Origin of the sequence: Acinetobacter haemolyticus, assembly GCF_900406815.1 — a bacterium.
Lineage (GTDB): Bacteria > Pseudomonadota > Gammaproteobacteria > Pseudomonadales > Moraxellaceae > Acinetobacter > Acinetobacter haemolyticus_A.
The window spans coordinates 105,539-126,481 of sequence record NZ_OVCN01000005.1 but is presented as its reverse complement, the minus strand read 5'-3'; the positions used below and the strand labels follow the sequence as shown (position 1 = coordinate 126,481).

At 39.0% G+C, this 20,943-nt stretch carries 15 protein-coding genes; 11 read left to right on the top strand and 4 right to left on the bottom strand.

What is annotated here, in order from left to right; translation table 11 throughout:
• Positions 1-32 precede the first annotated feature (32 nt).
• The 6 genes from DK207_RS05060 (at position 33) to DK207_RS05035 (ending at position 9,678) form a co-directional block, all read left to right on the top strand.
• A complete protein-coding gene (locus DK207_RS05060; protein WP_213066232.1) occupies positions 33-1,514 on the top strand; it encodes a hypothetical protein in 1,482 nt (493 codons plus the stop codon).
• A 63-nt stretch (positions 1,515-1,577) separates the two neighbouring features.
• The gene (locus tag DK207_RS05055; protein WP_109440229.1) at positions 1,578-3,065 is read left to right on the top strand and encodes a tryptophan 7-halogenase; all 1,488 of its coding nucleotides are present in this window, start codon (positions 1,578-1,580) and stop codon (positions 3,063-3,065) included.
• Between the two features lie 290 nt (positions 3,066-3,355).
• Positions 3,356-5,383: a hypothetical protein gene (locus DK207_RS05050; RefSeq protein WP_109440228.1), complete on the top strand. Its 2,028-nt coding sequence runs from the start codon at positions 3,356-3,358 to the stop codon at positions 5,381-5,383.
• A gap of 13 nt (positions 5,384-5,396) precedes the next feature.
• Positions 5,397-6,104, top strand: coding sequence for a hypothetical protein (locus tag DK207_RS05045; RefSeq protein WP_109440227.1), 708 nt, complete (start codon positions 5,397-5,399; stop codon positions 6,102-6,104).
• A gap of 29 nt (positions 6,105-6,133) precedes the next feature.
• On the top strand, positions 6,134-8,593 hold the full coding sequence (locus tag DK207_RS05040; protein WP_109440226.1) for a DUF6160 family protein: 2,460 nt from the start codon (positions 6,134-6,136) through the stop codon (positions 8,591-8,593).
• 92 nt (positions 8,594-8,685) lie between these two features.
• The gene (locus DK207_RS05035) at positions 8,686-9,678 is read left to right on the top strand and encodes a DUF6160 family protein (RefSeq protein ID WP_109440225.1); all 993 of its coding nucleotides are present in this window, start codon (positions 8,686-8,688) and stop codon (positions 9,676-9,678) included.
• A 68-nt stretch (positions 9,679-9,746) separates the two neighbouring features.
• Here the strand turns inward: DK207_RS05035 and DK207_RS05030 are convergent, their stop codons facing one another.
• Together DK207_RS05030 and DK207_RS05025 are read right to left on the bottom strand one after the other, a co-directional pair.
• Positions 9,747-10,679: a tRNA dihydrouridine synthase gene (locus tag DK207_RS05030; protein ID WP_005081408.1), complete on the bottom strand. Its 933-nt coding sequence runs from the start codon at positions 10,677-10,679 to the stop codon at positions 9,747-9,749.
• An 80-nt stretch (positions 10,680-10,759) separates the two neighbouring features.
• Complete coding sequence (locus DK207_RS05025) at positions 10,760-11,569, bottom strand: cytochrome C assembly family protein (RefSeq protein ID WP_004761875.1); 810 nt, start codon at positions 11,567-11,569, stop codon at positions 10,760-10,762.
• Between the two features lie 147 nt (positions 11,570-11,716).
• Here DK207_RS05025 and ffh point away from each other — a divergent pair, with 147 nt between their 5' ends.
• Together ffh and DK207_RS05015 are read left to right on the top strand one after the other, a co-directional pair.
• Positions 11,717-13,126 (top strand): signal recognition particle protein, encoded by a 1,410-nt coding sequence (gene ffh / locus DK207_RS05020; RefSeq protein ID WP_004638090.1) that lies wholly within the window; start codon positions 11,717-11,719, stop codon positions 13,124-13,126.
• Positions 13,127-13,286: 160 nt separating this feature from the next.
• Positions 13,287-13,874 carry an RBBP9/YdeN family alpha/beta hydrolase gene (locus tag DK207_RS05015; protein ID WP_109440257.1) on the top strand — a complete coding sequence of 196 codons (588 nt, stop codon included), beginning with the start codon at positions 13,287-13,289 and terminating at the stop codon, positions 13,872-13,874.
• Here DK207_RS05015 and DK207_RS05010 read toward each other — a convergent pair.
• Together DK207_RS05010 and DK207_RS05005 are read right to left on the bottom strand one after the other, a co-directional pair.
• Positions 13,844-14,587 carry a pantothenate kinase gene (locus DK207_RS05010; protein ID WP_005091515.1) on the bottom strand — a complete coding sequence of 248 codons (744 nt, stop codon included), beginning with the start codon at positions 14,585-14,587 and terminating at the stop codon, positions 13,844-13,846. The genes DK207_RS05015 and DK207_RS05010 overlap by 31 nt on opposite strands.
• A 15-nt stretch (positions 14,588-14,602) precedes the next feature.
• A complete protein-coding gene (locus DK207_RS05005) occupies positions 14,603-15,358 on the bottom strand; it encodes a biotin--[acetyl-CoA-carboxylase] ligase (protein WP_100833337.1) in 756 nt (251 codons plus the stop codon).
• Between the two features lie 25 nt (positions 15,359-15,383).
• Here DK207_RS05005 and DK207_RS05000 point away from each other — a divergent pair, with 25 nt between their 5' ends.
• From DK207_RS05000 to smc, 3 genes are all read left to right on the top strand, one after another.
• Positions 15,384-16,184 carry a sulfite exporter TauE/SafE family protein gene (locus DK207_RS05000; RefSeq protein WP_100833338.1) on the top strand — a complete coding sequence of 267 codons (801 nt, stop codon included), beginning with the start codon at positions 15,384-15,386 and terminating at the stop codon, positions 16,182-16,184.
• 369 nt (positions 16,185-16,553) lie between these two features.
• Entirely contained in the window at positions 16,554-17,249 is a 696-nt protein-coding gene (locus DK207_RS04995; protein ID WP_005081419.1) for a GntR family transcriptional regulator, read from the top strand.
• 10 nt (positions 17,250-17,259) lie between these two features.
• Entirely contained in the window at positions 17,260-20,718 is a 3,459-nt protein-coding gene (gene smc, locus DK207_RS04990; protein ID WP_109440224.1) for a chromosome segregation protein SMC, read from the top strand.
• Positions 20,719-20,943 lie beyond the last annotated feature (225 nt).

The following is a 20,943-nucleotide window of genomic DNA, read 5'->3' as shown; positions in this document are numbered from 1 at the left end:
GAACATATGGAAGTTTTAACACGGAGGTCGTTATGCGACGGTTTAAGTCTCTTCATTTGGCATTGTTGGCTTTGAGCGGATTATGCTTAAATACTGCTTATGCTAATACTTCTACTTTAACAAGCTTAACTGATACTGAAATGTCGGCTACGACTGGTCAAGCATTGATGAGTTTGTCATATATTGCTCCTTCTGATAGTGCAAATTTAATGAGGAATATTAGTGGCTCCAATAATATAGGATTCTATAAATTAGGGCTTGAAGCTGAATTAGAGTTGAATGCTAACATAAAGAATTTACAGCTAGGTTGTGGCGGGCAGAATGGTGTTGGAGGCTGTGATATTGATATTAAAAATCTAGCATTGAGTGGGCTTCCAAATGGTGGGAACTATGACATTAATGGGAATGCTGTTCCGAATGGTGGTTATGATATAGATGGTAATCCAGCCTATTCGGGGGATGGACGTGCTGCTACAAGTGCTAAAATTAGTAATCCTTTCTTGGAGTTTGCTATTAAAAACCCAAATAGCGCTTCAACTCGTGAGGTGGTTGGTTTTAGAGCTGGTGCTGAAAAAATTAATGCTTTATTAACAGCGGGTTTAACTAACAATGCATCACCATCTACTACAGATGGAATTCAGTCGTTAAGTGGCTTTCTGAGATTTAGTCCAACAACAGGGGAAGTGACAACAACACCGGGATTGTTTGGTAAAACTAACGACCAACGTTTAAGTGGAAAACTAAATGCTTTAGGTTTTAATCGAGACTGGGTTTCAGATCCTGCTAGTAGTGATACATTGGGAATTTCGATTCCATCCGTGACGGCAGGATTTTCAACACCAGCCTTTCAGGTTAATGGTAAGCGTCAAACAGCTGCACGTATTGATAATGTAACGGCGAGTGTTGATATTCCGTTGGATCAAGGACCTAATAACCAGCTCAAAGTGGATTTTGACTGTATCTTGCTGATAGCATGTAGCGCGAAAATTAAATTGAAAGAGGGGTCAAGAATTGAAGGACTACCTTTAAATATTAGTTTTGAGCAATCTTTAAGTATGATTCATAATATACCTTTGACAGGTACAGGCGTCTATTTATCCTTACAATTACAAGATTTATTATGGCCAGGCAATTATATTGATGGAGCTGATATTGGAAAGACCTCTTTATCTAATTTTACTCAAGCTAGTGATATTGCTAGAGCTGGGTGGTGGATGTCATTTGCTGAACCTGTAAATTTAGGTTTGTTAAAAGGTCAAAATCCAGTGGATGTATCTGCTGTTTATCCTCAAGTTGCGACGAAAGCTTCTGCTTTTTTGAATCAAGAATCTCAACGCATTTATGCTCCAGCTGATGCTGCTGTTGGTACTTTATTTGGAATTACAATTACTACTCCGAACCCCGTTATAATTGATTTAAGTGATGCTACACCTGCCACACTTTCTTTATCTAATATACAGCTAAAAAATCAAGTGCCAAAATCAAACTGTTATGGAACATTAACATTCTGTTAATTTGCTTACATTTTAAAAAAGCAGCCGAGGCTGCTTTTATTATTTCAAATTGGGAAAAGAAGAATGATAAATCTACGAGGAATGAATAGGGTTGTAGTTGTTGGTGGTGGGACGGCAGGTTGGTTTGCTGCATTGCAACTTAGACAATTGTTTAGTCCATCTGTTGAAGTGATGGTAATTTCAGCACCAGAGATACCAATCGTTGGTGTTGGTGAAGGTGGAGTTTTGAACTTGCTTTCGGTATTACATGATTTGAATATCGATTTAAAAGATTTTATAGAACAAACGGGATCTACGCTTAAATTGGCGTTTCGTTATGAGCGTTGGAGAACAGGCAAACAAGAAGACTATTATTATCATCTTTTCCCGCTGCCAACGCCTGATTTTGCATGGAATGAGTTTGGGTTTAACCCTTATTTATCAGGATTATTTAATCATGGGATAGATGTTAGTCGCTATATGGCATCTTATGAGTTCAGTGAAGAGCGGAAACCTTTCCAAGAGGTTTTGCAGATTCTTTTGGAAGGAAAGAATAATTTTGGTGCATCGCTACATTTTGACACTTTTAGAGTTGGTCAATATCTTAAGAAAATTGCTTTAGCTAGAGGTATTATTCATGTTGAACAAAGGGTTCATGATTTTGAATTAAATCCGCAAACAGAATATATCTCAGCTATTCAACTCTTGGATCAAAAAATTCAGTGTGATTTTGTGGTAGATGCTTCGGGTTTTTCTCGGTTATTAATTGGGAAAAAGTATAAAAGTTGTTGGCATTCATTTGCTGATACTTTACCTATGAATCGAGCATTACCTTTTCATTTGCAACATCAGGATAAAATTGAGTTAGTGACACGTGCAACGGCTATGAGTTCAGGATGGGTATGGCAAATTCCGTTGCAGGAAAGGATTGGGGCAGGCTATGTATATCACGATCAATTTATTACAGATGAACAAGCGCAGCAGGAAGTAGAACAGTGGTTAGGAGCGAAGATTAGTCCAGCTCTCCCAATTGCATTTGAGGCTGGCTTTTATGAAAAAGTATGGATGAAAAATGTAGTGGCTATTGGTTTAGCCTCTGGATTTATTGAGCCTTTGGAGGCTACCTCAATTGGGCAAATGCTTAGTCAGTTACAATTAATGATTTCATTTATTCAAGAAAATCATGGGGTGATTTCCCAGCAAAATATAGATTTTTATAATCGACAAAATAGCCAATATTGGCAAGGTATCTGTGATTTTATTCGTATGCATTATGATACTGGACGCAAAGATACCCCTTTTTGGCAATATATGTTGACAGTCCCTCAATCGCAAAGTTATCAAGAGTTAAAAAAATGCTGGGAACATCGAACTCCGCGAGATATTGACTTTGTGGAGCATAGTATGGGTGGAATGTCGATGTTTAGTGCTGCTAGTTGGTTTGCTGTAGGTGCGGGGGTTGGAGTGATTAAGCCTGAGGCAACTTCAGCAGAGCTCTATGCATTGTCAACAGAAAAAAAGCAAAAATTAGCTAAATATCTGCAACAGCTAAAAAGACATTTATCTATATAACAGTAGGTTTAAGAATCTAGATATATTTGAAAATTATAATGTTTAGATGCTGTTTTGAGATCGGTATATTTTCATCTATCGGAAAAATGTAACTTTTAACGGGTTTTTTTTGCAATTGCGTAAATAGTAGGCATAATAAAAAAGTAAGATTGGGTAGGCGGATTCTGCCTACAATTTGAGTGATGCTTGGAAGCATATCCTTGACTGCGCCTTTTTTGTGGTTGGAAGTCACTCAGGAAGATTTAGAAAAATAACGTTGATGCGGAGCATCGTGTAACAGGAAGGTCAAAATGGCTATACTCCATAAGGATTTATTTCAAAGAACTGTTTTAGCGAGTTTGGTTGGACTATGTGTTAACCAGTCAGTTTTTGCATTACAAGAAATCTCTGATGAGGGGCTAAGCCAAACTATAGGCGAGGGCATTGCATTACTTCCTGAAAACACCTATATGATCTTTCAAGGTGAAAAAGCGACGACTACACAAGCAGATTTGTTTAATCGACAATTGGATACTGGGTATATTAACTATTTACCAATTGGTCCTTTGTCGCTTACAGCAGCAGATACCAACAATAATGGAAGTATTGATTCGGGAGATCGTGCTGTAGGTAAGGCTGACTTATTCTTATATGGTTTAGCGATATCTGCTTCAAATCCAAATCGTGCAAATAATCATAATGAACGGGTTGGTTTAAGTAATGATGGGAATTCAATAAATGCAATTCGCAGCTGGGGTACAGCAAGTAATCCTTGGATTTTAAAAGTTCAAACAGAACCGAATGTTCCTACATTTACACCAGATGGTGGGTCGCTTAATACAGATACTGGTGAAATAACTTATGTGGCGTTAGAAGCTCCTTTGTATGAAGTCGGTACACGAGACAGCGTTGGTAGTGATGCGTATAACTTAAAGTTAGGTTTATGGGCAGATGTATTTGTTAGAAATCCTAATAAGGCCGATGGTGCCGCAGATCAATTCCATTATGGAAATAATCAGGGTTTAATTGGAACAAGTGTAGATGCAAACCGTGCAAATAGACTGCGTTTGCAGGGTGTCTGGAATGGATTTAGTTTGAATGGCAGTCATCTCAAAATATTTCAGACTTTAGATGGTGCAGGGAGTACAGGTGGACTAAGTCCATTTTATAATAAAACTTTAGGGATGTCGGGTGTATTTCGTTTTAACAGTGGTGATGGCGCTGATTTAAAAGCAAGCATGTCAACTAATACACCAACTTCTGCGGTAGAACCTTGGGTAAATCGTTATAGTACTCAATATACTGGTGCACCAAGTAATAACTCACCAAGTTCAGATTGGTTATATCGTAATCGTAGTCAAACAACAAAAATTACAGCTACTGGGCAGTGGACTGCACCAACAGGTCTAAATGATCATGTATTGCGCTTAAGTACTAGAGAAACTTCTGATACAAATAACTTAACAACACCAGCTATTCATGGTGGAAATGCGCCAACTTTTAATGGTAATGAAGGGTTGTTTATCTATAATTTAAATACTAACTTGGTGTTGGGTAATTTATATCAACCTGTCATTTTAGGTTCTGACGGTAAAAATTTTAGTTTGGAAGTTGTTCGTATTCCTAATAAAGAAAGTATTTATAAACAAATATATACCGACTATACCGGTTTAGACAGTAGCTATAAGGGATCGACTTGTAACGTTTATCAATGTGGTAATAACGTTACCTTGGGCGGAAAAACCTATCAAGGCTCTAATGCTACACACAGTAGTATTAGTATTGGTACTGTATATAGCGATGATGGTGGTAAAACACTTCAAGCATTTAAAGGAAATAGTACACAAGATGCTGTTGGGATTTCTTTTGGTTCCTTAAGTAGCGGGACTGTATCAAAAGACTATTATTTCTACCAATTGCAAAATCAGGAGCGTCGTGCAGGCAGCTATCGTTGCGGAGTTTTGAATTTAGATACTTGTTATGATACTTGGCAATATCGGACAGCAACAGGCTGGACTGGCAACGCAGGGTCAGGTTTAAGATTTGATTCTCGAGGCGCAAACTGGGCAAATATAGATAGTACTTCCTATTATAATCCAACAATAAACAATACAGGATATACCTTGGTTGATGCTGGAAATGGAACCCAATTCACTGTGCCCAATCAAACACCTTTACCAGATGCACTTTATAACAATGGACGCTGGCATACGACAACTCCAAATGCAGACATTAATACATATCGATTAAATACGGCTTCACCGATCAATAATATGGGATCGGCTGTGATTGATGGTGTATTGATTCAACATCTTAAAATCACTGCCACTGGACTATAGAGGAGTATAAGAGATGAAAAAGTTATCAATTTTTCTCCTATTATGTAGCGCCAGTATTGCGCATGCAGGATTGCAAGCATTAGATAACAGTGAGCTGCAAGCTGTAGAAGCACAGGCAGGGGCTGATTTATCACTTAAATTGTCGTTAAATCATCGATTAAAAAATGGAAAGTATGTATTTGATGAGAGTGCTTGTATAAATTTAGCTTATTGTCGACTTGCGCTTTCTGTGAATAGACGTTTTGTCGATGCCAATAATAATGCAGTTAGTAATCCAACCATTGACAATCCTGCCTATAGGTTGTGGTTGGTTTTTAAGGGTATACAAGGTACGGTTGATATTCAAAAATTAGGTTTAGACGGGGTTGATTTAGTTTATGGTGATACGATTAAACCTGCTATTCAATTAAGCTATCAAGCTACATCACCAATCTTAATTCGTAATTTTGGTTTTAATGCACTATCAATCGAGCAAGATGACTTTACGAGTTATATTGATACTACGACTGAAAAAGTGGTAGAAGGAACAGATCCAAATAATCCACCTACGAATGGTTATGGTTATCTGAAAAACTCTGTTTATAATGCTTCAAATGCACCAAACTCTGCTTATGATCATGGTAAAGAAACAGGATTTATGGGTTTACGAATGAACGGTAATCTTGCATTACAAGGAACAATTAAGGTATTTGGCTGTGATGGTAGCCATCCGCGTTGTTAATTAAGTGTAGATTTCAAAGGACTGAAGTGATGAAAAAAAACAATCAAAATCACAAACTCGTATATTTTACGCTTAATACACTTGCAGCAAGTCTATTGATGATTAGTCATTCTGCTTATGCCATGCAAAGTTTAGATGATAGTGCATTGCGACAAGTCAACGGTCAAGATGGTATTTCAATCAATACGAGTTTTGATGAAGTCAATGTCAAACAGTTGTATTGGGAGGATGATGCTGGGAGAGGGACTGCAAGTGCAACCAATAATAAATTGAGAGCAGTTGCTGAAGATTTTAAAATTGCACAAAGTAATTCTAGTTCACTTACACCTGGCACGAGCTATAAGATTAATAGTGGTAGTCATGCTGATGGTAAAGTTGGCTTAGACTTGAGTATTGCAACAAACCCATCCTTAATTACGATTGATAAGTTTAAAATTTGTGATACAGAAGCTAGCCAGACTTGTAGCGATCCAATTGGGAATATGGCTATTCAAACGAGTTCAGTGATTGATATCGATTTCAAAACTCGCGATGGATTATTTAGTAAAACAGGACAGTCTACGCTTAAACTAGGAATCAATAATGCCAATGTATATTTAGAGCAAACTGATGTTAATGATGAGTTAAACCAGTTAATTTTAAAAAATCTTAACTTTAATTTTCTTGGTAAGGGCGTCATGTTTATTGATGCTATAGAAGGTTTTAAGTTACAAACAAATGCGGATGGTGTTAGTAAAGCTGGGTTAGCAACCGCACCTAGTTCGACACATGGCTATGTTGATTTTATCCGTGCATCCGATGCAGCCAGTAATAGTTTAATTGCTGGTAGCTATTCGGATCTAACAAATGCTGGGTTAAATTTGGAGTTTATGCTTAATGAGAATGTAAGTAAAACAGATCCGTATGCAATTAATCAGTTAACGAAAAGTCCTCAAGGTGCAAATGGTTTAATTCGTGTGGGTGCGAGTGGCCGTATGGTTAATGGCTATTTACAGTTGCGCGGTATAAGTAGTGAGGGGAAAGGTAACCCCGTATATGGTACAAGTTATGGTCATCCAGATGGCACGAACATTCTAGGTGAGGCTAAAAGTGGTAGTAACGTCATTGGCAATACTGGCATTGGTTTTAGAATGGGGGCGGACTTTACTATAGATAATGATTCAATGTTGGGTAGTGATGGAAAAGCAACAACTCTGGAAATTGGTGGAGCTGGACTAAATACTTATGGCTTTGAGTTTGGTAATTTAACTGGATTACAACAGGGAACACGTGGTTCTTTTAATAGCGGTGATGTTTATATAAATCTTGCAGACACCAAGTCAGTTTTTTTACCAGCAAACTATGCTTTCCAAACGAGCCGGTTTGGTGACAACAGTACACTGACAACAGATGCTGATTATATTCAGAATATCCATAAGGGAGCAAGTACAGCAAACCCTTATAGTTTACTTGTCGCTGTTCGCGGAGCTGAATTCCAAGCATTATCAAAACGTGGACGTTTTACCAATAGTGCAAGAACCAATGATGCTTTTGGACAAAGCGTTCCTAATATTGCTGAGCATAATAATAATCAATGGGGGCTGGCATTGCCTTTTTATGGTTTAAACGCAAATATGGCAATGTTTGGAACGACTGTTGATGCGAGTAAAGTTTATTATTATCAGCAGGGTAATACTCAAGGTATTGCAGTTGGTACAGGACAGACTCCACGTTTGGGCTTCTCACTGGCAATGAACACATATGGTATTGATCGAGATCCAGTGAATAATACGAAACTGGGGAATAAAACAACCTCTATTTTAGTTATCGATGGTGCTACAGATTATTACATGGGACTACGTAACATTGATATGCTCCTAAAAGGAACGGGTAGTATTGGTGTTGAAAAAGGAAGCATGAATGTTAGTCTTGAAGATATGTTAATTGTGATGGCTGCCGAAGTTGCTGCAGGATATTTACCTGGCGCAACTTATCAAAGTTGTATCACTAATCCTATATCGGCTTGTACTAATAAAAGTTTTGCTCCTAATAATAATTTTGCAAATGAAGATGATGTTCTATTTGGTTTGAACCTGCGTTTAGGCGGAAATATGAATCTTTCACTGATTCCAAACAGTGAATATAAAGCTGATGGCACAGGAAACCGTCTTAATATTGTGGGAGATTTTCAGCTAACAGGTGATAAAAATACCATACAAATTAGTGACCCAATTGATAAGTCAACTGTTGGCTTGGATAACATTACTGGTAAAGTTGCATTTGATAATGCAATTGTGATTGAACCTAAAGCTGGTCAGAATGGTGCTGAAGGGGTGGTTAGTTTTAATACAGATCTTACTTTTAACCCTCAACGTACTACTGAAGGCGTTTTAAGAATCCGTGATATAAATTTATATCCACCAGAAACTGGAAAAGGAGCACGTTTGGGTGAAATGGCAATCACGGGCGGTCGTTTGAGTAGCCAATTTAGTATTATGCCTCGTAATTAAGGGCTCATCTCATCTGAAAAGGATTGAGGAATATAAAAATTGTGTTACTTTGGTGTGAGTATTTTTTAAACACTTGTCTACGGATTAGGGCAATGAATAAGAAACTAGGATATGTGTCATTGTTGTTATTAAGCTCATTTACAATGGCAATGCAACCAATGGATGACCAAAGCTTGTCATTAGCAACAGGACAAGATGGGTTAAGTATTACGATAAATACAGATATTGAATTTAAACAGATTGCTATGATTGATAAGGATGGTTTGTCTTATACAGGGCATACCGATCCAGATAATTACACTAATAAAGCAGGTCTAGTTGTTGCAGGTGTTGCGGGAACAGCTGCGCAGAATGTTAAGGTATCTGGTTTATCTGCTGGATCTTCAACACAACTAGGATTAAAGGCTGTGATTGATACGGATCGTGGTACTGGTTTAAATGGTGCATTTGCTAATATTGCTTTATCTTTTGATGGTGTAGATGGAATTCGTATTTCCCCATTTTCAATTTATGCAGCGACAAGTACAGCGCTTTCAACATTAATTGCAGATGTTTATACAACTAACTCAATGTTTGGGTCAGGTAATATTCCGAAAACAAATGTTAAAGAAATTTTACGCTCAAATAGTAATATCGATATCGCTTTTGATCCAAATAATAAGCCAAACTTTAACATCCAATTAGGAGCAGCTCCCCAAAATCGGATGGTATTATTTGGTGGCGGAATTAATTCTATTTGTGGCGCTGGAACGGGTTGTAATATGATACTCGTATCAGACTATGCAACTGCAGGAGATGCGTCAACAGCGCCAGTCGGTGCCAGTTTTGATTTGCAGTTAACAGGCCATGAGGGTAATGCTTTTGCATTAAATGGTTTTTATGCCGGTATTGAAAATACGGGTTTAGTTTTTGGCAATACTGGTGAAAGCAGCAAATTTGATTTGAAGTTGAATAATGTAACTTTAGGTACTGCGGGGCAGAGTGCGACGGGAACATTCCATGCATTACCGAATGCATCCATTGGAAATGTTGGTATAACAGGCGCTTCAGTGACCAATCTAAGAGTTAATGTTGGTGGAATGTAGCTCAATTGCATAAAGTTTACCTGTAAAAAAAGAGCGGTATGGATCCGCTCTTTTTTATAGGCAGAGGTTTAATTGGTATGATTTAGGCAGACCAAAATCTGTTCCAATTGTTTCATTCGCTTTACTTGTCCCCAAAGTTCTTGTGCCTCAGGGTATGCCTTGGTCATCATACCTAACCATTGTTTATAACGACCAATCATGCCAATTTCAGTTTTAAATTGACCACTTAAAAAACGATGTTGTAATTCAACCAAATCTTGCCAACTTAATAAAGCATAATCAACATTTTGGCGGATACACTGGGTTAAATCTGGGGTGGTCACAGCACCACGACCAATCATAAGATCTGTACAGTGAGATTGGGTCAGACATGCCTTAGCATCAGTATTGTTCCAAATTTCACCATTGGCAATCACATTGATTTTTAATGCTTCAGTGATCGGTTGGATTTTTTCCCAATATGCGGGCGGAGTATAACCATCGGCTTTGGTTCTTGCATGTACGGTTAACCAACTAGCACCTGCATCTTCAATGGCATGAGCATTTTCCATCGTATGATTTTCATCCAGATAACCTAAACGCATTTTGGCTGAAACAGGGATGTGAGAAGGTACAGCGTCACGTACTGCTTTTACTAATAAATGAACAGTTTCAGGTTCATCGAGTAGCACTGAACCACCACGATGGCGGTTGACCGTTTTGGCTGGACAACCAAAATTAAGATCAATTGCTGGCGCGCCAAGTTCAACAACTTTAGCTGCATTCGCTGCCAGCATATCGGGATTATTTCCTAGAAACTGAACGTGGACAGGTGTACCCGCAGCAGTTTTGCCATCCGTTTGTAGTTCAGGACAAAAATTATAATAAATATGGTCTGGTAGAATACTGTCTGTAATACGAATAAACTCGGTCACGCACCAATCAAAGCTGCCCACATGAGTGAGAACATCACGCATGATTGGATCAGTTAGACCTTCCATTGGGGCAAGTACAAGTTTCACGGTGGTTACCTAGTTAAGCGAAAACAGCGTTATACGCATTTTAAGAAACGCTGTCTAGTGTTTATTCATCCACGAAATACTTAACGTCCTAAGATCATTTCGAGTACAAATTTACTGCCAATAAAACCAATCGCGAGCAAGATAAAACCTGTAATTGTAAAACGAATCGCTTTGCGTCCACGCCAACCAAATTTGTAATGTCCAATCAACAAAGCACCATATAAAAACCACGAAATTATGCTAAACGCAGTTTTATGCGCAAGGTGTTGGGCAAAGAAATTATCAATGGTAAAGAAGCCAAATAATAAGGCGGCAGTGAGTAGAGCAAATCCTGTAATAATTAAATCAAAGAGTAATGATTCCATCACTTGAAAGGGAGGGAGTAAATTGACCCAAATCCGTTTTTTTTGCTTTTTTTTCAGTTCTCTGTCTTGGAACCACAAGAGAACGGCATGAATGGTTGCCATTAAAAGTACAGCATAGGCTGAAAGCGATAAGATAATATGTAGATCTAATCCAAGACTATGCAACTCAATAAATTGATTTGGCTTGCTATATACAAATCCTAGAATTAAACCAAATGCAGCAACGGGCGTACCGATCAGATTTAAAGGTAAAACGGGGCGAATCAGGCTAAGGATTAAACTCAAGGTGAGCATAAGCCCTGAGGTGAACGAGATAAGGTTAAACACATCATAGTTGATGCCCATTGGTGTCATCATGTCTTGATAGAGAACTACACCGTGTAATAACAGTCCTAAACCAACGAGAAGACCGTAACACCAAAGATTTGGTGTACGTTTTGACATTAGACGAATAAACAAATACCAAAAAGAACTGGTATAAGCCACAAGTGCCAAAATTGTGTAAACCAAGGGGAGACTGATCATGTCAAACCTTTTTTAGGGGGATGAATAATATTCACCATATAAGATATAAATTCGCTGCGAACTACAGTATCCTATAGCATCTTATGCATAAATTTTCTATTTTAAGAAAGATTTTTTTGCAACTAGCCATTTTAAGCGGATTTCGCAATGTTTGATACCTTAACAGAACGACTCACACAGAGTTTAAGAAATGTTACTGGCTCAGGGCAGCTGACCGAAGACAATATTAAAGATACCCTACGTGAAGTACGTATGGCACTTCTTGAAGCCGATGTGGCGTTACCTGTAACTCGTGAATTTATCGCGAAGGTGAAGGAAGAAGCACTCGGTCAAGAGGTCATGACACAGCTTTCTCCTGGTCAGGCATTTGTAAAAATTGTCTATGATGAACTCACCAAGATGATGGGGGAGGCAAATGAAACTTTAGATTTAAGTGCTAAGCCACCTGTCGTTGTACTCCTTGCAGGTTTGCAAGGTGCGGGTAAAACCACAACCGCAGCAAAATTGGCACGCTTCTTAAAAGAACGCCAAAAGAAAAAAGTAATGACGGTTTCTGCTGACGTGTATCGACCAGCAGCGATCAAGCAGTTAGAAACCGTATCGAACGAAGTCGGTGTTGGTTTTATTCCATCGCAAGCATCTGAAAGACCAATTGATATTGTAAATCGCGCGATTGAACAAGCGAAGATTCAATTTGCGGATGTCTTGATTGTCGATACGGCGGGTCGTCTCCATGTCGATGATGACATGATGGATGAGATCAAAGAATTACATGCTGCGGTTAAACCAACAGAAACTTTGTTTGTCGTTGATGCGATGACAGGTCAGGATGCTGCCAATACAGCAAAAGCGTTTAACGATGCTTTGGCTTTAACGGGTGTGATCTTGACCAAAACTGATGGTGACGCGCGTGGTGGTGCGGCACTTTCTGTTCGTGCCATTACAGGCAAGCCAATCAAGTTCTTGGGGATTGGTGAGAAACTGGATGCGTTAGAGCCATTCCATCCAGATCGTGTTGCACAACGTATCTTGGGGATGGGTGACGTCCTTTCTTTGGTCGAAGAAGTTGAACGTAAAATCGACAAAGAAAAAGCCGAAAAAATGGCGAAGAAATTGCAAAAGGGCGGCACCTTCAACTTTGAAGATATGCTGATGCAATTTGAGCAAATGAGCAAAATGGGCGGCATGATGGGCTTCTTGGATAAGCTCCCAGGTATGAGTAACTCTGGTATTCAGGATGCGATTGAAAAAGCAAATCCTGAAAAACAAGTGAAACGTATGGAAGCAATCATCCAGTCGATGACGATTAAAGAGCGTCGTAATCCTGACTTGATGAATCCGAGTCGTAAAAAGCGTATTGCTGCGGGTTGTGGTATGGATGTCGCTGAAGTGAATAAACTCATTAAGCAACAAGCGCAGATGGCGAAAATGATGAAGAAGTTCGCCAATCCATCTGGTATGAGCAAGATGCTTAAATCACTAGGCAATATGCAAAAACAATTTGGTGGTGGCGGTGGTATGGGACCATTATTTGGAAATAATGATTCCAAAAAATAATTGAACCATCATTTCTAAAAGGCGCGTTATGCGCCTTTTTTATTAATCTATATCGAGTGATGTTGTATAAAATTAATACAAAAAATCGATATTCAATCTGGTTTTAAAGGAGCAAAATTAATTTTAAGTCTATGTTTTATATTGAATAATAATGTCAAATATGTCTCAAAATATAATGAATACGGTGTATATTGCACATTGTATGAACGCTGATCCAGATCAGCACTGGTATGTTTGGTTGGAACAACAGCTCAAACTGTTAAATGTTACTGTTGAGCGGATTTTTTTAGCTGATGCGAGTCATCCGGATCCTGAGATTTGGCAGACCTGTTTGGAAGCACAGTTAAAAAAAATGGATGAACAAAGTATAGTTGTGGCCCATGGGCTTTCTTGTGTAGCGGTTGCTCGATATCTGACGAAAAAACTGCAACAAAAAACGATAAAGGCAGGCATATTTATTGCCGGTTTTAATGAGTCAATTCCAAATTATCCAGCATTAGATTCATTTATAAATCATTGTAAAATCGATGCTGGAATATTGCGGTTAAATATCCAGCGTAGAGTCGTTGTTTTTTCGAGTAACAATCCAATAGTACCTGTTCCATTTAGTTTTAAGTTTTCACATTTACTCAATGCGCAGTTGATCGAAGTAGCACAAGCTGGACATTTTCGTGCAGAAGATGGTTATTCAGAATTTCCTCAACTTTTACCCATTATTCAAGCCTTACTCAAAGTTGAACTAAGTTGAACATATTGTCGTAAGCCTTTTAGAAGTAAATCTGGTTCAACTTGTGGTTGATAATGATTCAGGAACTTTGCAAATAAATTTGCATCTCCACCCGTTAAAATAAGTTTCTTTGGAGATTGCTGCATAATTTGATCAATGCTACTGATCAGTCCCAATAAAATGCCATGATGGACAGCATCGACAGTGTTGTGTCCTGGTTTTAAATTATCAAAAGCAGAATCAGGAATTTTAATGCCTTTGGTATTTTGGATGAGTGCATCTCGTTGTAAATATAAGTTCGGTAAGATATATCCACCAAGATGCTGCATACCTTCTACTAGGTCGATTGTTAGAGCAGTTCCACAACCAATTACACAATAGTTTTTATTTACATGCGCAACTGCCAAAACTTGTAACCAACGATCAATCCCGAGTTGGTTTGGTACATCATAACCACATTGCAGACCTGCATAATCTGCATGCACTTTTGCAAAAATGACGGGTATATCAAGAATATCAAGAATACTTTGAATACGTTGATTATTCTCACTGTCCAATACCGAAGAAATTCCGACACGGCTGAGGTTTTGGTAGCGAAAATGTTGGATCAAACCTAAGAGTAGATCTGCTGGGGATTGTAAATGTAGTTCAGCGGCATGCTCAATGACATGCTCACCTTCAGTTATCCAATATTTAAGACGTGTATTGCCGATATCTAGCCATAAACTTTTCATAAGTGGTTTTATTCCTTAATGCGATGTAAGTCTTAACCGACCTTGATAAAAAGTTTGCGTGTGATCTGTACGGATAAGGACAGCACCATCATTTGAAATCCCTTGAAAAATCCCTTGAACTTTGCCTTGAGTATGTTCAAATTCAACGGGTTGGTTGATCCAAATCGCATGATGATTGAAGCGTTCAGCTAAGTTATAAGAGCCATGTTCAAACCATTGAGCTGCTTGTTGAATCGCTGTATACAATTCTGCAATCAATGTAAGTCGATCAATTTGATGTAAGCCGAGCATATGCAGTGATGTGATCGCTTGATCTGCATTTTCGACGGGCGGTGTGTTGAGGTTAATGCCCACCCCGACAATTGCTTGATTGCTTGATAAAGGTTCAACCAAGATTCCGCCCCATTTACCTTGAGGACTATATAAATCATTGGGCCATTTTACTTGTAGATTTAAACTGTGCAGACTTGGCATTTGTAAAATATTTAATGCAATTTCAAGCGCAAGACGACCATCCAAGGCCGTTTGACTTTGAATCAATGTGCTTAAATAAATATTGCCTTCTGGTGATGACCAGGCTCTTTGGTGTTGACCGCGACCTTGTGTTTGTTGTTCACTGCACACCAATCCTGTGCTTATACCTTTTTGAGCAATTTCACGCATATCATCGTTGGTTGATGTGGTCGTAGTTTTGAGTAAAACCACTTCGGGAAATTGGCCTTTGGCACTAAGCAATTGCTGTAGTTGACGTGTTACGAAATCATCCATCATTTTTAAGTAGAGTGGTCATGTATTTATGGAGTTAATCATATATTTGCTGATTGGTGCAATTGCTGGATTTACCGCAGGGCTATTTGGCGTGGGCGGTGGATTAATTATTGTTCCAATTTTATATATTGTTTTCACTCAACTAAATTATGACCCTAACGTCATCATGCATATTGCCGTAGGAACATCTTTGGCGACGATTATTGTGACTTCGATCAGTTCAGTGATGGCTCATCATAAAAAAGGGGCAGTCTTGTGGTCGGTTTTTCGTAATTTGGCACCAGGTTTGGTTCTAGGTTCATTTTTAGGGGCTGGTATTGCAGATCTTATGTCTGGTCAGCATTTGCAATTGGTGATCGGTATATTTGCAATTTGGATGGCATTTAAAATGTTTAGAGGTGCACATGGTGTAGTAGACCCAAATCGCCATTTACCATCCGCTTCGATTCAATTGGCTGCTGGAGGCGGAATTGGGGTCGCATCTGCAATTTTTGGTATCGGTGGGGGGAGCTTAACAGTTCCTTTCCTAAATCGATATGGTGTGGTAATGCAAAAAGCAGTCGCAACTTCTGCGGCATGTGGTTTACCGATCGCGGTTGCTGGTGCAGTGGGGTTTATGTGGTTTGGTACTAAACAGCAAGTAGAGGTGCCAAATACCATTGGTTATGTTCATATTTATGCTTTTATAGGCATTAGCATAATGAGCTTTATTACAGCGAAAGTCGGTGCACGCGTGGCACACCGTTTGTCTCCAGCGATGTTAAAAAAATGTTTTGCAGGGCTGTTGGTCACAGTAGGCTGTTATTTTGTATATAAAGGGCTTTTTTAAGCCCTTTGGTTAAAAAAATGCAGCTTTTGTGCACCTATTGGAAATTACCTAGATGAATATGTATTTTATGTGACTTATTTTTATTAAATTTTATTTAGTGTGATTTGTATCAATAAATATTTTTGTTGATTCTATATTTCAGATATATGGTTGATCGCTAAAATTTATACATAAATATTTGATATTAAAAGTAGAAAAGTTAATGTTTTTATTGAAAACAGGGGGCTGCGTGGTTTTTTTCCATATGATTGGCTTAAAAAGCAATAAAATTGTCAGACAATGATATAGAATTTATAGCGCCAGATCAGTTAAAACAAAAAAGCGCAAATAGCATTGGACAATGCGTATAACAAAGATAGCGAGGGGCCCATGAATCTTGAAGAGGCTGATAGTCTTTCTGAACAGATTGCAAAATATATTAGTGAACAAATCATTAGCGGTGAGTTGGTTGAGGGTGAACGCATCCAAGAATTACGTATCGCTAAAGAATTGGATGTCAGTCGGGGTTCTGTCCGTGAAGCATTATTATTACTAGAACGTACTTATCTGATCGAAATTTTCCCACGTCGTGGTGCGATTGTTTCTGAAATGTCCGCTCAACAGGTTAAAGCCTTGTTTGATACCAACGTCATGGTACTTGGGCATATTGTGCAGCGGATTAGTGAGACATGGCGTGTCAACGAAGCTGAACAATTGCAAGTTATGTTGGATCAGTTGGTTGAGTTTGTTAGAGCCGGGGATATTGAGAAATTTTATGACGCAATTTTTAATTATTTAGCTGAACAGCATGACATGGTGGCAAATCCTTATTTAATGCAATTCTATAAAGAACTGTTGCCATCTCTGCGTCGTAGTTATTTTTTAACCTTAAATACCTCACGTCGTGAGCTGCAAGAATCATTTACGCTATTTAAGCTCGTGATTGATGCTATTTTGATCCGAAAATCACAACAAGCTGCTTTATTTATGGAAGATTTTTGTCGACACTTGCGTAACCTTGTGTTGGAATCTCTGACACGTATGAAACAGATTGAATTGGCTTGGGCGAGACGCTCACGCCGTTAGTTAGGGCAGTATGCGTTTAAGCAGTTTAAAACTTTCAGGCTTTAAATCTTTTGCCGATAGTACCACTTTACATTTTAAGACCAACCGTACTGCGGTTGTTGGGCCGAACGGTTGTGGAAAGTCGAATGTCATTGATGCGATTCGTTGGGTTATGGGCGAGTCCAACGCACGTCAATTGCGTGGCGGCAGTATGCAGGATGTTATTTTCACAGGGACATCCAAGCGTAAGCCTGTCGGTGTGGCCAGTGTAGAACTTCGTTTTGATAATACCTATGGCAAATTAGGTGGCGCTTATAATGCCTATAATGAGCTTGCTGTTCGTCGCCAAGTGACGCGTGAAGGTAAGTCGGAATACTTCTTAAATGGTACACGGTGCCGTCGTCGTGATATTACCGATATTTTCTTGGGTACAGGCTTAGGACCGCGTTCTTATGCGGTGATTGAGCAGGGCATGATTAGCCGTCTAGTCGAAGCCAAACCTGAAGAAATGCGTGTGTTTATTGAAGAAGCGGCAGGTGTTTCCCGCTATCAGGCACGTCGTCGTGAGACGCTACAGCATTTAGAACATACCGAACAGAATCTAGCACGTTTAGAAGATATCGCTGTTGAGTTAAAATCACAGCTAAGAACGCTAAAACGTCAGTCTGAAGCCGCAATTCAATATAAAACGCTAGAAAGCCAAATTCGTCATTTAAAAATTGAAATCCTTTCTTTTCAAGCCAATCAAAGTCACAAGTTACAACAAGAATATACCGTAGAAATGACAGAACTTGGTGAGCGTTTCAAACTGGTTCGTTCTGAGTCAAATACCATTGAGCATGACCTAGAAGCGACCAGTGCATTATTCCAGCGTTTAATTCAGCAATCATCGCCTTTGCAGCAGGAATGGCAGCAAGCAGAGAAAAAACTTGCTGAGTTGAAAATGACACTGGAGCAGAAACAAAGTCTATTTCAGCAAAATAGTAGTAGTTTGGCTCAACTTGAGCAGCAAAAGCTTCAAACCAAAGAGCGCTTACAATTATCAGAGTTACAGGTAGAAACGCTTAGCACTCAGTTTGATGAGCAAAATGAAACATTGCTGGCATTGGAACAGCAAACGCAATCATCTGAGCAAAACTTTACGGATGTTCAAGCCCAGCAAAAACAAGCCCAGCAGCAATTTGAGCAACTCAAAACTCAAGTTGAGCAGCAACAGCAAAAAAAATTGCAAATGGCAGCACAAATTGAGCAATTGACGAAAAATGTTTTAAGGCTTGAACAACAAAAGCAGACCTTACAAGCACAAACCAGTCAGATTCGTGCACAAGTTCAGAATGATGAGCAAGAACAGCTCGAACAATTACAGCAACAATTGCAGCAAGAAATTGTTCTGTTAGAAACTGCAATTGACCAGTTACAGTACGAGGTACAGACACAGCAAGATCAGCAACAGTCAAATAAGACGGATCTACAAAGCCTAAAAACAGAGATTCAGGTTTTATTGGCTGAGCAAAAAAACTTAAATCAATTCGTTGCAAAACAAAATCCGAAGCATGATCAAAATGCGGTTCGATTGATGCAAAGCTTGCGTTTAACGGCTCAAGGCAAAGCCTATGCCATGATCATTGAGAAATTTTTAGCTAAATGGTTACAAGCGCAGTTGATTGAGAGTGGACAAACATTCCAAGAAGATGTGGCTCGTCAGTTAAAATCATCTACGCAACAAAAGATTCAAATACAACAACTGCGTTGTTTAAGTGATTTTATCGAAACCCCGCAATCTTCACTTTGGGCAAATGTTGCCGTTGCAGATGATTTAACAACAGCATTGAATTATCAGGCTGATCTTAAGCATGCGCAATCGATTTTGACGCTTGATGGTTATCATGTTGGTGCGGACTGGATGATTGGCCTGCATTATGATGAAGATAGCCAAAGTGCACAGGGCATACTAAGTCATCAAGTGCGTTTAGAGGAAATCGAACAACAACTTGTAGAAAAGCAGCCACAGTTGCTTGATTTGGAAAATCAATTTTCACAACAGCAGCAAAGCTTGCAACAGCAGCAACAGACCTTAGTGCAACAACAGCAAAGCCTTAAGCAAAAACAAAAAGAATTACAACAGCTCGATGTGCAAATTGCCAAGCTACAAAGTACGGCACAGGCATTTGTGGTACAGCAACAACAGTTAGCGGATCAACTTAAACAGTTGGATATACAGCTCGAAGAAGATGCAATGCAGCGTGATGATTTAGAGATTGATCTACATGCACTTGCACTGAAATTAGAAGCCGTATTACCAAATTATAAAACCTTGCAGTTTCAGGTTGAAAGTCTGAATGAACAGTTAGATGAGCAGCAACAGCAACTCACACAACAACAGCAACAACGAGAGACACTTCGCCGTCAAACCTCACAGGCCAATCAGCAAATAGAATTATTAGAGAAAGATATTTCTTTCTTAAAAACACAATATCGACAGATTATCGAGCAAATAGAGCAGGCAAAGAAATTTGTTGATCCGATTCAATTGGAGCTTCCAAATTTAGAGTCACAGTTTCAAGAGCAGTTTCAACAAACAGAAAAATTGCAAAAAAACTGGAGTGAATGGCAGCTTGAGCTGAATCAGGTTCAAGAAAAACAGCAACAGTTGACTGAGCAACGTCATCAAGCCCAACAAAAAGATGAACAAGTGCGTGAGCAGTTGGAGCAAAAGCGTTTAGCTTGGCAGGCAGCTAAGTCTGATCGGGAGCACTATCTCGATCAGCTAAAAGAATTAAATGCTGAGGCTCTCCAAGACGTATCGATTGAAATTAAAGAACATCAGCAAAAACTTGAAAAAGCACAGCAACAATTTGAAAAAATTGGTGCTGTGAATTTGGCAGCTTCACAAGAATATGAGGAAGTCTCTCAGCGTTTTGATGAGCTTAATCATCAAATGCAGGATTTACAAAATACTGTAGACCAACTCAAAGACGCGATGAAGAGCATTGATCAGGAAACACGTAAGTTATTTATGACAACATTTGATCAGGTCAATCAAGAGTTACAAACGTTGTTTCCGAAAGTGTTTGGTGGTGGTGAAGCGACTCTAAGCCTCGAAGATGATTGGCAATCAGGTGTAAAGTTGATGGCGCGCCCACCTGGTAAGCGGAATAGTTCCTTGGCCCTACTTTCAGGTGGAGAAAAGACTTTAACTGCTTTAGCTTTGGTTTTTGCGATCTTTAGATTAAATCCAGCACCATTTTGTGTTTTGGATGAGGTCGATGCGCCATTGGATGATGCAAATGTGCAGCGGTATTGTAATTTGGTAAAAGAGCTTTCTGAACAAGTGCAATTCATTTACATTACACATAATAAATTGGCAATGACAATGGCGACAGATTTGTTGGGTGTAACCATGCCAGAGCCAGGTACATCAAAATTAGTGACTGTTGATCTGGGGGATGTTGATATTCCACACATGCTTGCGACAGAGGACATTTCTTAGGCGATGCTAGGCACGAATTACGTAATTTAGTTATTCTAAATAAGTAATGAGTAACAACGCAGCGACAAAAAATGTCCCTGTCCCGCAGGGTTATGGCTAAAAACTGCCGTAAACTTCGTTATGAAATTTGACAAGGGAAGTACCATTGTCTGCATTTCATGCCTTGTTTACGTGGTTTTAGCTAATAACGCAGGCATGGCTGAAATAATCATCATTCCCCCCTAA

Bases quoted from the DNA above. Each gene is read 5' to 3' on its own strand.
- DK207_RS05045 (WP_109440227.1), top strand. From the start codon at position 5,397: ATGAAAAAGTTATCAATTTTTCTCCTATTATGTAGCGCCAGTATTGCG.
- DK207_RS05010 (WP_005091515.1), bottom strand. From the start codon at position 14,587: ATGAAAAGTTTATGGCTAGATATCGGCAATACACGTCTTAAATATTGG.
- DK207_RS05035 (WP_109440225.1), top strand. From the start codon at position 8,686: ATGAATAAGAAACTAGGATATGTGTCATTGTTGTTATTAAGCTCATTT.
- DK207_RS05040 (WP_109440226.1), top strand. From the start codon at position 6,134: ATGAAAAAAAACAATCAAAATCACAAACTCGTATATTTTACGCTTAAT.
- DK207_RS05025 (WP_004761875.1), bottom strand. From the start codon at position 11,569: ATGATCAGTCTCCCCTTGGTTTACACAATTTTGGCACTTGTGGCTTAT.
- DK207_RS05050 (WP_109440228.1), top strand. From the start codon at position 3,356: ATGGCTATACTCCATAAGGATTTATTTCAAAGAACTGTTTTAGCGAGT.
- smc (WP_109440224.1), top strand. From the start codon at position 17,260: ATGCGTTTAAGCAGTTTAAAACTTTCAGGCTTTAAATCTTTTGCCGAT.
- DK207_RS05060 (WP_213066232.1), top strand. From the start codon at position 33: ATGCGACGGTTTAAGTCTCTTCATTTGGCATTGTTGGCTTTGAGCGGA.
- DK207_RS04995 (WP_005081419.1), top strand. From the start codon at position 16,554: ATGAATCTTGAAGAGGCTGATAGTCTTTCTGAACAGATTGCAAAATAT.
- DK207_RS05000 (WP_100833338.1), top strand. From the start codon at position 15,384: ATGGAGTTAATCATATATTTGCTGATTGGTGCAATTGCTGGATTTACC.
- DK207_RS05055 (WP_109440229.1), top strand. From the start codon at position 1,578: ATGATAAATCTACGAGGAATGAATAGGGTTGTAGTTGTTGGTGGTGGG.
- DK207_RS05015 (WP_109440257.1), top strand. From the start codon at position 13,287: ATGTCTCAAAATATAATGAATACGGTGTATATTGCACATTGTATGAAC.
- DK207_RS05005 (WP_100833337.1), bottom strand. From the start codon at position 15,358: ATGATGGATGATTTCGTAACACGTCAACTACAGCAATTGCTTAGTGCC.
- ffh (WP_004638090.1), top strand. From the start codon at position 11,717: ATGTTTGATACCTTAACAGAACGACTCACACAGAGTTTAAGAAATGTT.